Raw genomic sequence first — 12,692 nt, 5'->3', positions numbered from 1 at the left:
AGCGGCTTGCCTTCTCAGCAATCATATGAAAATCAGAACCTTACTGTTAAGCAAGCTTCCAAGAAGCGGGTATGAGCATCGGCGGTCAGGTTGGATCCGCCGTTCATGTCAAACCGAGTTCGAATTCGTCATGCCAACGCATGGGCCCACCTGTCTATTCCGCTTTTCGGTTTCGTTGCCAGCACGTTGTCTGCGGCGATCGGACGGAACGGCTACTATATCGCAACGGCTTGGATTCTCGTCGAACGAGGATATGGCAGCGCCGGCGTAGCAACATTGCTTGCGGTCGTCAGCGTTGTGGAATTCATCGCCAGTCCTCTGGTCGGTGCAGCGGCGGATCGGTTTGACAGGCGGCGCCTCAACCTCGCGGCAGATTTCGGTCGATTTCTGGTCACTATCGCTACCGCTTGCGCCCTCCTCTATCTAGACGCGTTTGTGACGATCTGCCTGTCAGCGGCTCTGTTCTCATTCTACGACCGTATGGCGCTTACGACATCTCAATCAATGATCCCTGCGGTGGCCAGCGGGCGGAATCTTGTTGCCATGAATTCCATCGTCTTTTTCGTCACGCAGTTCGGCAATCTCGCAGCTGCTCTGCTCGCAGGTCCCTTGATGCATGAGCGTTCGCCTGCCCTGCCATTCACCGCTCTCGCTGCCTTATTCCTTGTCTCGACGGGTTTCCTGGCTTTGATGCGACTGGCCCCCCTGGCGCGCGATGTCCGCATCGCCATGGCGTCTGCAATCCACATCGACCTCGGTCTGCTTCGTCTGATTGTCGTCTACACGCTACTCTATGCGAGCGCCGTGCTTGTGAGCGTTATGGGCTCAAGTTTCGTCTTCCAGGAGCAGAAAGGTACCGCCCTGGATTTCGGTTACCTCGAGGCGGCTTGGTCGGTCGGCTCGCTGATCGGCGCGATTTCTCTGGTTCGAGTTGAACGAGTGATGAGTCCTCCTGCACTGCACCTAGTGCTCTTGAGCGCAACCGGGCTTGTACTCATGGCTGTGATGTCTGTGCCCATGCCATGGACGCTGATCCTGTTTGCCGCCCTGGGATTTCTCTACAACCTTGGGCGCGTCAGCGTCGAAGTCACATTCCAGTCGCGTATATCCCTTAACTTACTGGGCCGGGCAAAAGGCGTTATGCACAGTGCGGCCGTTCTATTCGGCTTGCTCGTCTTTGGCGTCGCAGCAGTTGTGGGAGATCGAGCGTTTCCTTCTACGATCTTCTTCGCCTTCGGAGTGGTGCTGCTGATCAGCATTTCTGCATTGAACGTCTGTGTCGTGCAAATGAGAAATAGGTAAGTCGTGAGGTGGAAGAGCTAGCAGCAGACGTAAACGCGATGCAGATAGTGCTCGGGTCGTTGGCGGCGCTCTACCCGTGGATGGAACCCTTTTACTCCCGGCCGGTCCGCGACTATGCGTTCCGACTTTTCGAAGCGCCGGCCTTGAGGTCTGTGCCGGAAATCCGGCATCGAGCCTTGACCAAACTGCTCGACATCATCAGGAAGGCAGCGAAACGAAACGGATTATCGGCCGATACCGCCGGGAAAATCTGCAGGGATCTCGAGAAGCGCCGCGTGTTGCAGACCGGTCCTCATTTGCTTCTCATAGCGGAGCCGGAAGCGTATCATACGCATATATTCAGCCTCATCGGCCTCTCTGCGCATGGCTGCTCGACCTACGTTTCCTATGCCGTTTCGACGGTTAATCTCGTTGAAAGGCCACACAAGGGGCCAGGCTGGCTCACGGTCGACGGCAAGCCGCACAACGTGTTCGGGCTGAGCCGCAGCAGGATGATCGGGTACAGCCTTCTGGCCGGGCCTGGATCCTACAGGTTCGAGTTCGCATCAAAGGAGCCGAGCGCCGAGAGAGACGCGATCAGACGGCTTCGCGGCCTTGTGCCTAAAGCGCAATTCGAACGGCCGGCGCATGCCATCAAGGCAGCGAACCGCATTTTATGGCCAAAGATGTTCGACGATAGCTTTGCATTTCTGCAGATCGACGACGAGGATATAGCCGATCTGGTCGCTGAGCATCTGTCAGAGGATGACTCTTGGCTACGTGCCCGGCTGCTGGAAGACACGAAGTTTGCGCCAACTATTCTCGCCGAGCTCGACAGCTTGGCGGCCGGGCCCTGGAGCGGGTGGCTCGCCCGCGGCACCGATTTCTTCTGGTTCTATGAAAACGGCAAGCGCCTGCCTCTGCGGCTGATGGCAGGGGAACTGGTCCACGCGACAACCGGCGTGAAGGTGGCCCGCTTCGCGGCGCCTGATATCCTCGAGCGACTGGCCAACCGCAGCTTAATCCCGAACCTCCTTCTCGTGTTTCTCGTTTTGTCCATTTTGCCTGGCGTACGCGTGCTCGGAGGCAGCCATCAGCCGATCTACTATCCCCTGATGCGTTTTGTCGTCAGCCGCGCACTTGAGGCGGCAGGCGTCGATGCGGGCCTTCGACACGCACTGGCAACCGACGACGTGCCGGGAGCTTGGGGACACCGCGTCGTGGAGTGTGGTGATTCTCCACTCGAGTTGTTATTCGGAAACCGCAGAGCGGGCGCCATAGCCGGTCTCGTCAATCGCTTTGGTGGCCTTCCCTTATTCGAAACCTGTGGGAACATGACAAGCTTCGCGACGGACTCCTCGTGGCACCAACTTCACAGGCGGCTGCGGGAAGGAAGGATCGTTCCGTCGGATGCGGAATGGGCCTTTTCTTAAATGATCACTCCGAGCAGGCTCACTAGCCAATAGACTGGAGGAGAAGCGCCGGTCCTTCGATGGAGCGAGATGAAGGCGGTACGTGCTCATAAAACCAGATCTGTTACAGTCCCGCCACGGCCATGAAACGAAAGCAAGCGAACTCAGAGATCGATCGCGATAGCGATCTTGTCGTTGACGCCGATTTATGCTTGAAGATGCGGTCTGACCCAGACGAAGCGCTGGAAATTCCTGCCCTGGGTAACGGTCGATCTAAACGACCCCAGCGGAAAAGCCCTCAGTAGTCGATCAAGAACGGCTTATCAAATATAGGACCTCGGGAGTTTCGCCCAACCTCTTACGCGCTACTCTATAGGTAATCGCGATGCCACCTTCCGTGCGGTCATTGAAACGGGGGATCAGTAGTGCATTTGCATATCCGTCAGATCGCCGGACGGCATCATGTTGCCGTTCAAATTGGTCATGATCACTAGGGAACCGGCCACCACCAGAAGGACGATGAGGACACCGAACGCCAACGCCAGTACATTGTTGGTATTGTCTGGTCCTGTAGTGATGTGCAGGAAAAATACGAGGTGCACCCCCATCTGGGCAATGGCGAGCACGGCGAGACCGAGCGGGACGCCCGGCCCCCAGAGAAGTGACGTATTAGTGACCCAGAATGATGCCGCTGTGAGAAGAACGGCAAGCAGCAGACCAATATTGTAGATGAATATGCCGGAGGATGTGGTTTGCTTCTTGCCGGTCAATTCCGGATCGTCGCCCGGGGCTCGATCGTGAAGTGCGGTTGTCATGCTGAGGTTCCCATCAGATAGACGACTGTGAACAGCCCGACCCAGATGATGTCGAGTGCATGCCAGAACAGCGAGAAGCACAGAAGGCGGCGCTGCACCGACGGGCGGAAGCCCTTCCTTGCGACCTGCGCCACCATCACAGTCAGCCAAATCAAACCGGCAGATACATGAAGCCCATGGCAGCCGACCAGCGTGAAGAAAGCTGAAAGAAAAGCGCTGCGTTGCGGTGTCGCGCCTTGTGCGACCATATCGGCGAACTCGCGAATCTCGAGGGCAAGAAATGCGGCTCCGAGCATGAACGTCAGTAAAGCACCCACATACGTCCCAAGGCGAACTCGTGAATTGGCGGCCAAAATCATAAGACCGCACGTGTAGCTCGACGCAAGAAGACAGGCGGTTTCGATCGCGACCCTGGTTTGATCGAAAAGTTGGGCGCCGGTCGGTCCGCCAGCAGTTGCCCCACGCAACACCGCGTAGCTGGCAAACAATGCCGAAAACATTACGATGTCGCTGAGCAAGAAGATCCAGAAGCCGTAGGTAACGACAATGCGCTTTGGCGCTGGACCAGTTTCGCTTGCAGTCCGCAAAGCGGTGTGGGTGACGTCGTCAACAGCAGCGACAGTCATGTCGCGAACTCCGCTCGATGAACCTCATCGAATAGGGCAACTGTCGCAGCCGATATCTCAATCTCGTCGTGATCGCGAAAGGCGAAGAGGAGCAGGGCCAGGAATGCGCCGGCGAGGCCGAGCGCGACCATCCACCAGATATGCCAGACCAATGCGAAACCGGTGACCACCGCAAAGAATGCGTTTACGAACCCGACCGGGCTGTTCTTCGGCACTTCGATCGGCTCATACTTAAGTGACAGTGGCTGTGCCTGTTGGGTACTGTCATGCTGCTTTCTGACCCAGAAAGCATCAGGTTCAGCGATATTTGGCAGGAGCGCAAAATTCCAAGGTGGCGGCGGCGACGCCGTGGACCATTCTAGCGTGCGGCCATCCCACGGATCACCGGTCACGCGTAGCAACTCTCGATTGCGGATAGAGACAACCAACTGGATGATCTGGCAAAGGATTCCAGCCAGAATGATGACAGAGCCGATCGCCGCTACTTCAAGCCAAGGCTGCCAATCCAGATTGTCGTAGTGCTGCATGCGCCGAGTCATGCCCATGAGGCCCAAGACATAGAGCGGCATGAACGCCACATAGAAACCGATGAGCCAGCACCAAAAGGATGCCCTCCCCCAGCGTTCATCCAGTTTAAAACCAAATGCTTTGGGAAACCAGTAGTTGTAGCCCGCCATCACTCCAAACAAAACGCCGCCGATTATGACGTTGTGGAAATGAGCGACCAAGAAGAGACTGTTGTGCAACTGGAAGTCTGCTGGGGGCACGGCCATTAGCACACCAGTCATGCCGCCAATGACAAATGTCACCATGAAACCCAACGACCAGAGCATCGGGACGGTAAAGCGGACGCGTCCACCGTACATCGTGAACAGCCAATTAAAGACTTTGACGCCAGTAGGCACGGCGATGATCATGGTCATAACGCCAAAGAACCCATTCACGTCTGCGGTGGCACCCATGGTGAAAAAGTGGTGCAGCCAAACGAAAAAGGAGAGGACGCAGATCGCCATTGTCGCAGCCACCATTGAGCGGTAGCCGAACAGCGGCTTGCCGGAGAACGTCGCCACAACCTCTGAGAAAACGCCGAATGCGGGCAGGACCAAGATGTAGACCTCAGGATGCCCCCAGACCCAGAACAGGTTGACATACATCATTGCGTTGCCTTGACCATCAACCGTAAAAAAATGAAAGCCGAGATAGCGATCGAGCAGGAGCATCGCGAATGTTGCGGTGAGAACCGGAAAGGCCGCGACAATGAGCAGGTTCGCCGCAAGCGCGGTCCAGCAGAAGACCGGCATACGCATATAGCCCATGCCAGGCGCCCGCATTTTGAGAATGGTGGTGACAAAGTTTATACCCGTCATCAGAGTACCGATCCCAGAGATCTGCAGCGACCACAAGTAGTAGTCGACGCCAACGCCCGGAGAAAATCTCAGTTCACTGAGCGGTGGATACGCAATCCAGCCTGTCTTTGCGAACTCGCCGACTACCAGCGAGACGTTGATAAGGAGAACGCCCGCAGCAGTTAGCCAGAAGCTCACCGAATTCAGCGTCGGAAACGCCACGTCGCGGACACCAAGCTGCAGCGGCAACACGAAATTCATCAATCCTATGACGAACGGCATTGCCACGAAGAAGATCATGATGGTGCCGTGCGCCGAGAAAATTTGATCGAAATGTTCTGGCGGCAGATATCCTTGCGCGCCGCCCGCCGCGACCGCCTGCTGTGCCCGCATCATGATTGCGTCCGAGAAGCCGCGAAGCAGCATGACCAGTGCCAGCAGGAAATACATCACGCCGATACGCTTGTGATCGACAGAGGTGATCCATTCCGACCAAAGGTAAGGCAGATAACCCTTGAGGGTGATCCACAGCAGGATTGAAACGATCACCAAAATTACAACCGACCCCGTGCCCATGATGATCGGCTGATCGAACGGAATTGCACTCCAACTGAGCTTGCCGAGAAGGTTCATTTTTCTACCTGTTGTGGCGCCAGATAGCTGAGCTGTGACAGACCGCCCGGCCGCATCACTGACGTCAGGATTTCGTTGAACAAATCGGGAGCGACTGCGCGATATGTGAACGGCGCGATCGCCTGGCTGGGCTTCGAGAGTTCCGCATACGATGCAGTGTCGAGCATTGGGCCAGTTTTGCGAGCATCGGCCAACCATTGCGCGAAGGCATCCTCCGGCATGGCTTGGACGTCGAAACGCATGTCCGCAAAGCCTTCCCCGCTGAAATTGGCCGAGAGGCCGCGATACGTTCCGGCTTGGTCTGCCTGAAGGTGAAGACGCGTCACCATCCCGGCCATGGTATAGATCTGGCTACCAAGCTGCGGTACGAAAAAACTGTTCATCACGCCGGATGAGGTAAGTTCGAACGCGGCTGGCGTGCCAACCGGGAGAATTAGTCTATTGACGCTCGCAACGCTCTGATCCGGGTAGATGAACAGCCATTTCCAATCGAGCGCGACGACCTGAATTCTCACGGGCTCAGTTGCAGAGGCGATCGGTTTGCCTGGATCGAGGTTATGCGAGCCGACCCAGGCAACACCGCCAACTAGGAGCACTGTCATTGTGGGGATCGACCAAACGAGCAGCTCGAGGCGACCGGAATAGTTGAAATCCGGCATATAGCGAGCGCGGTCGTTGGACGAGCGGAACCAAAACGCGACCCCGAGCGTCGCGACGATCGTCGGGATCACGATTGCCAGCATTATGCCCAGCGAATTAAACAGCACCAGACGTTCCGCCGACGCTATAGGTCCTTGAGGATTGAGGACCCCTTGGGAACAGCCTGCAATTAATGCTACGCCGATTAGGCTCGCGGCATTACGCGCGTAGCGCATCTGACGCGCAATACGCCTCGATATTGATAGAACCGACCGGTGGCTACGGCCAATTTGGTCAGCTATCGTCTCGATGCTTATCATGCCGCTTCGAGCTCCCTTGAACGATGCCACGGCGATGTGTTTCTTCGCGATCGGGGTCGATTCCTGAAGTTGCACATTCTTAGAAATCCGGCTTGTACCGCGCTGCTGAACTGGGGCCGATCATGCTCAAAGAATGGAATTGGGCCTTGGCTGCTGTGTTGACGGCTGGCAAGTACCCCCCGACGATTGGGCAAGCAACGCGGAGTGACACGATGTGCGGCAAGCGAGCGCTTGCCCACAACTCAGTTCCGCCAGCGTGAATTCCGCCACCGGCCTCTTTAGCGGTTTTGGGGTTAAGTTGGTCGCGCTGAGCCGATGTCCAACGCCCAAAGGCCGAGGTCAGGGGCCGATCATGCATGAAATATCAAAATATGCGTCGCTTTGTACAAGCGCGGGGCATTGGCCCGTGGTCAAAAGAATGCTTCCCGAAGGCCCTCTCGCGAGGTTGGCAAAAATTCCTTGAGAGGAATCAACGATGGCGGCAACCCGAGCCCCGCGTTCATCGGACGGCAAATCGATCTGGTCGAGCGCTTTCGTCGCGGGTTCAGCCTGCTTGACGGCCGGGACCGCCACCGTTCAGCACGTATGCGCCGTTATACACCTGTTCAACCGCTCGATGACGCGCACCATTGGACTTGGCCTGTGCGCAAGCCAACTCGCCGGGTGCATCGCAAGCTTTCCGCGAGACAGTGTCCCCCAGGAATATGCTTCGATAGCCAAGCCGCCCGGCTATTCGGACGATATCCGGATCTGGGGCGACTCCTATGCCAGCTATCCCACCCAACGACTTGTCCGGTTTCGTGATGAGCGACTGAGGGCCTCGAAGGTGGATCCCTCGATAAACCTGAGAGAGCTCAACGCGCTTACGCTGTCAGGTGGTGGCAGCAATGGCGCCTTTGGGGCCGGGATCCTTGCCGGCTGGGCGAAATCGGGCACCGAGCCAAAATTTGACATCGTCACAGGCATCAGCGCCGGTGCACTTATAGCTCCGTTCGTTTTCGTTGGACCCGCTTATGACGGCAAGCTCAAGGAAGGGTTCACGAAAGTTACCGACGCAAGCATCTTTACCAGACACGGTATTCTGGGCGCACTTTCGAGCGGCTCCTTCACCGACAACGCGCCCCTCGCCAGGATGCTAGACGAAAACGTCACGGACCAATTTCTCGATAAGGTCGCGACGGAATATTCCAAAGGGCGCCGACTGTTTATCGGGACGACCAACCTCGATGCTGATCGGGCGGTCATCTGGGACATGGGTGCGATCGCCGCCAGCGGGCGGCCGGATCGTCGAAAACTGTTTGCCGAGGTCCTGCTCGCCTCAACGTCAGTCCCAGGCTTTTTTCCTCCAGTGAACCTGGAGGTTGCAGCTGCAGGTAAGACCTATCATGAGATGCATGTGGACGGCGGCACTGCCAATGAGGTTTTCCTCATGCCTGCGGGACTGACTCTCGGCGAACTTAAGAAGAGATTCCATAGTACAGTTAAGGCCAGTCTCTATGTAATCCGTAATGGTAGAACAACGCCCGAGTACAGTTCAGTTGAGCCAACCTTGCCGTCCATAGCCGAGAAAGCAATATCTTCACTCATCAAGACACAAGGCATCGGAGATCTGTACCGACTTTATGCGATCTCACGGCGAGACGGCATTGACTACAACTATATAGACATTCCCGGCGACTTCACCGTCAAGGAGACGGACGAGTTCGACCGCAAATTCATGACCGCCCTGTATGAAAAAGGCTTTCAGATGGGCCTCAATGGCGTGCCGTGGAAAAAGGTTCCGCCGGGATACGTGCAATGAGCTGCGGCAGGCGGCGACCGCCGCAAGACCAGATTCCAGGGTGAGTTTTCGAGGCCGGTCCTCGGAAATGAGCACAGATGCGGAGACAAGATGGTGGCCGACCCTTCGCCCGAAAACAAAGCATCAAGCCCGAACGATGCCGGAGTGCCATCAGCCGCCAAGGCCGACGTTAGCACGGTTTCTCCCAAGCCAAGTGATGGAACATATCAGGGAATTGCAAAATCACCGGAATCCGTTTCTGCGGGACAATTTCCCGGCCGGTCGCTGTCCAACAACGACGACACTCATGCAGATGCTCCCATCGCGCGATCGGAACCTGCTGCCCGACAGTTCGCTGCAGAAGCCCCCCTGATGGAGCGCCCGCAGCCAGATCCGTACGAAGCCGAAGGTCGGGCCGCCCCCCCGGCTCCGCCAAGAACATCAAAGGTGGCGGCTACTATCGTGGTGCTCAGCGTTGCGGCTATTGTCGGATTGTCCCTGTGGTATCTCGTCCAGCCGCAGCCGCTTCTCGTCCAGGGGGAAGCCGACGCCACGCGCATCGACATAGCGGCGCGCATAGACGGCCGCGTGGCGCAGCGGCCGGTATCCCGAGGCGATAACATTGCTGACGGCCAGGTGCTCGTGAAAATCGACAACCCTGAACTCCTGACCAAACTTAACGAAGCGGTCGCGGCGAAGACCGTTGCGTTGGCCGATCTGGCGCGGATCCAAGTCGGCACGCGCGCCGAGGTGATTGCGGAGCGCAAGGCAGCCGTCGCGTCGGCCGATGCGAACGCCAAGCTGGCGCAACAGACCTATGACCGCGTGAGCAAGGTCACACTGAGCGGTTACGAATCGGCTGCCAAGCTTGACGAAGCAACAGCATCGCTCGACGTTGCGATGCGGTCTCTGGAGCAAGCCAAGCTAGCCTACCAGGAAGCCGTCGCTGGAGCCACGATTGAAGAGCGCGGTGTAGCTAAGGCTGCTGTCGCCAAGGCTGAAGCGGCAATTGCAACACTGCAGGCTCAGGTCGCGGAGATGACAGTCAAAGCCCCGGTCGCTGCGCAAGTCTACCAGGTTGCCGCGGAACCTGGCGAATATGTTTCACCCGGTGTGCCATTGCTGTCGCTGGTGGATCTAAGTGACACGTGGCTTCGCTTCGATCTTCGCGAGGATTTGGTATTCGGCCTCAAGGTCGGGGATCACTTTGCAGTCAAGGTTCCGGCCCTTGGCGACAAGACAATCATTGTTGAGGTGCGAACAATCGCTACCCGTGGCGAATATGCCGGCTGGCGAGCGACGCGTGCGACCGGCGATTTCGATCTCCGGACCTTCGAGGTGCGGGCCTACCCCGTCGACAAGGTTCCCAACCTGCGACCAGGCATGAGCGCCTATGCTGACTGGTTGGGGAGACACTAATGTCCGCCGCTCGTCGTTTCGGCATCTTGGATGTTGCGCTCAGAGAGGTGATCTGGATTTGTCGCGACAGGGTGGCGCTGCTGCTTGTCATCGCCGTCCCGCTGATTGCATTTGCGATTCTGGCGTTCACTTTCAGCAATGCAGTGATCCGCGATCTCAGAGTGGACGTGGTCGATCAGGATCGATCGAAGACGTCCGAGACGTTCGTTCAAGCGATCAGCTCTGCACCTGGAGTCAACGTGGCAAGCCGGTCGTCCGATCTCAATGGTGCAACGCACGCAATCCGATCCGGCGACGCCATTGCTGCCGTCTATATCCCGCGAAATTTCGAGCGTGACATCTTAGACGGGCGTCGGCCGCAAATAGTGCTCTTCTTCAACAAACAGTTTTTCACGCCCGGCAACGTCGCGTCCGGCTCAATCCAAGCAGCCATATCGGCTGCTGTTGCCGACCTGCCTGCAGGGCCGGCCAACACAACGTTCACGCCGGGCCACCTGGTCGTTGAGCAGTATGTTCTCACTAATCCCGCGCTGAACTATGTGCAGTTCCTGCTGCGCGCGATCTTGCCAACCGTGCTCCATGTCGTAGTCGCGATTGCCGGCGGCTATGCGGTCGGCTCCGAGTTTAAGTCTCGATCCATGCAGGGGTGGCTCGCCGCAGCTGGTGGCAGTACGCTGGTCGCCCTCGTGGGCAAGTTGGCAGCCTATTTCGGTAGCTTTCTCATCATGATGGTTATCGGACTTGGCATCATCCATGGTGTGTTTGACGTACCGTTCCGTGGGAATCCGGTAATTGTTGCGACCTCAGCTTGCCTCCTTATTGTTGCCTACCTGTCTGTTGGCGCTCTGCTGCAACTGCTTACAAAAGATCTGGCTTTCGGCCTGAGCCTGACCGGCATCGTCTGCTCACCGGCATTTGGCTATGCCGGTGTCGGCTTCCCCGTCTTGGGCATGAACACATTTGCTCGTGCCTGGGGCTCGATCCTGCCAATACGCTGGTACATTCAGATTCTGTTCGACCAGGCGGCCCGGGGAGTGCCGCCGGCCGACTCAGCGGAGCCCTTCCAACTATTGGGCGGACTGGCTGTCGCCTATTTTGTCCTCGCATGGCTCAGGCTACGCGTCGTCGCGCGCCAACCAGTCCCCCAAGCTATCGAAGCGCCTGTCCCGAATTGGCCGGGCAGGATCGGAATTGCTCGGGCATTCGTAGATGAGTATGGCCGGGTTCTCGGGGACCGCAGCGCATTAAGTCTGATCGTGTTGGGACCCATTCTATACGGTGTCTTCTACCCGCAACCCTATCTTGGCCAGCTTATCAGGCACATTCCCGTAGCCGTCGTCGACGACGACAATTCCGAGGTCAGCCGGATGATTATCCAGGCGCTCAATGCTGACGAGGCCGTCGAGGTCGCCCTTCGGCCGACCACCCTTGCAGGGGCCCAAATCGCGCTTTCCCGGAGGGAAGTATTCGGCATCCTGAGTATTCCGGCCGGAACAGAACGTGAGGTTTTCAAGGGTAGCCAAGCACGATTGCCGGCGTATGTCGATTCAGCTTACTTCCTTCTCTACAGTCGAACCCTCGCAGGCATCCAGGAAGCCTCCGCGGCGGTCCAGGCCGATCTTGCCGCCCGTAGCGCCCGTCCTGACGGCAGTCTCTATCAAGCGGCGCTTGCAAGGAACTCCCCGGTGGAAATCCTGAATCAGCCTCTGTTCAATCCAACCGGCGGATATGCGAGCTATGTCGTTCCGGCTGCCTTTGTCCTGATCGTGCAACAGACGTTGCTAATGGGCTCGGCGACGCTCGGTGGAGTCGCTTTCGAGCAGGGTGGTCGCGACGCACGCCGGCGTAGAGGTATCGTAGCTGCGGTCGTCGGCCAAACCTTGGCGCACCTCATGCTGGCGGCACCGGGCTTGGCGCTTTTCCTGGTCGTGTTGCCGCGCGTCTACGGATTTTCGGCGAACGATCATGTACTCGACCTCACCGTCATGGGGATTCCCTTCATCCTCTCTGTCAGTCTGTTGGGTCAATTTCTGGGCAGCTGGTTCAAGCGGCGAGAAACTGCGGTGCTGCTTTTCCTCGCCGTCAGCCTGCCAATCTTCTTCCTTGTCGGCGTGGCATGGCCTCCGGAAGCAATCCCCCCGATCGTTCGCCAGGCCAGCTTCGTGCTTCCGAGCACTTCCGGCATCGATGCCCTCGTGCGCATCAACCAAATGGGAGCAACGTGGATCGAAGTCTCAAAGGACTGGATGCGGCTATGGATCCTGACCGGCGTCTACGCGATCCTCGCGGTCATCGCGGCCCGGATCGCTTCTGGGCGAGGAGTATCGGATGCGCCTTAGATGGACTCGTGCCGTTGCTACCATGCTGGTAGCAACGGCTACTTTACCCCTTTTCACTTCCGCACCACGGGCTGCAGGCCAG

The 12,692-nt window shown here is 57.6% G+C and carries 9 protein-coding genes; 5 read left to right on the top strand and 4 right to left on the bottom strand.

Annotation, left to right across the window (positions count from 1 at the left end; genetic code table 11):
* Positions 1 to 105: 105 nt before the first annotated feature.
* Both FJ974_RS15155 and FJ974_RS15150 read left to right on the top strand, forming a co-directional pair.
* Positions 106 to 1,302 carry an MFS transporter gene (locus FJ974_RS15155; protein ID WP_140539206.1) on the top strand — a complete coding sequence of 399 codons (1,197 nt, stop codon included), beginning with the start codon at positions 106 to 108 and terminating at the stop codon, positions 1,300 to 1,302.
* A gap of 38 nt (positions 1,303 to 1,340) precedes the next feature.
* Positions 1,341 to 2,714, top strand: coding sequence for a hypothetical protein (locus FJ974_RS15150; protein WP_140539207.1), 1,374 nt, complete (start codon positions 1,341 to 1,343; stop codon positions 2,712 to 2,714).
* A gap of 398 nt (positions 2,715 to 3,112) precedes the next feature.
* Here FJ974_RS15150 and cyoD read toward each other — a convergent pair whose 3' ends face one another.
* The 4 genes from cyoD to cyoA are packed head-to-tail and all read right to left on the bottom strand — an operon-like array spanning position 3,113 to position 7,147.
* A complete protein-coding gene (gene cyoD, locus FJ974_RS15145; protein ID WP_140539208.1) occupies positions 3,113 to 3,508 on the bottom strand; it encodes a cytochrome o ubiquinol oxidase subunit IV in 396 nt (131 codons plus the stop codon).
* Positions 3,505 to 4,134, bottom strand: a complete 630-nt coding sequence (cyoC, locus tag FJ974_RS15140) for a cytochrome o ubiquinol oxidase subunit III (RefSeq protein ID WP_140539209.1) — start codon at positions 4,132 to 4,134, stop codon at positions 3,505 to 3,507. The genes cyoD and cyoC overlap by 4 nt, the downstream gene beginning before the upstream one ends.
* Positions 4,131 to 6,113 carry a cytochrome o ubiquinol oxidase subunit I gene (gene cyoB, locus FJ974_RS15135; protein WP_226891270.1) on the bottom strand — a complete coding sequence of 661 codons (1,983 nt, stop codon included), beginning with the start codon at positions 6,111 to 6,113 and terminating at the stop codon, positions 4,131 to 4,133. Before cyoB ends, cyoC begins: the two co-directional genes overlap by 4 nt.
* Entirely contained in the window at positions 6,110 to 7,147 is a 1,038-nt protein-coding gene (gene cyoA / locus FJ974_RS15130; RefSeq protein WP_210240708.1) for a ubiquinol oxidase subunit II, read from the bottom strand. Before cyoA ends, cyoB begins: the two co-directional genes overlap by 4 nt.
* Before the next feature lie 400 nt (positions 7,148 to 7,547).
* Between cyoA and FJ974_RS15125 the strand changes: the two genes are divergently transcribed.
* From FJ974_RS15125 to FJ974_RS15115, 3 genes are all read left to right on the top strand, one after another.
* Positions 7,548 to 8,873 carry a patatin-like phospholipase family protein gene (locus FJ974_RS15125; RefSeq protein ID WP_140534248.1) on the top strand — a complete coding sequence of 442 codons (1,326 nt, stop codon included), beginning with the start codon at positions 7,548 to 7,550 and terminating at the stop codon, positions 8,871 to 8,873.
* Positions 8,874 to 8,963: 90 nt separating this feature from the next.
* On the top strand, positions 8,964 to 10,271 hold the full coding sequence (locus FJ974_RS15120) for an HlyD family secretion protein (RefSeq protein ID WP_226891269.1): 1,308 nt from the start codon (positions 8,964 to 8,966) through the stop codon (positions 10,269 to 10,271).
* Entirely contained in the window at positions 10,271 to 12,610 is a 2,340-nt protein-coding gene (locus FJ974_RS15115; RefSeq protein WP_140534250.1) for an ABC transporter permease, read from the top strand. The genes FJ974_RS15120 and FJ974_RS15115 overlap by 1 nt, the downstream gene beginning before the upstream one ends.
* Positions 12,611 to 12,692 lie beyond the last annotated feature (82 nt).

The sequence above is a fragment of the Mesorhizobium sp. B1-1-8 genome (assembly GCF_006442795.2).
Lineage (GTDB): Bacteria > Pseudomonadota > Alphaproteobacteria > Rhizobiales > Rhizobiaceae > Mesorhizobium.
Note: the sequence above shows the minus strand (reverse complement) of the source record. Positions and strands in the feature narration are given on the sequence as shown.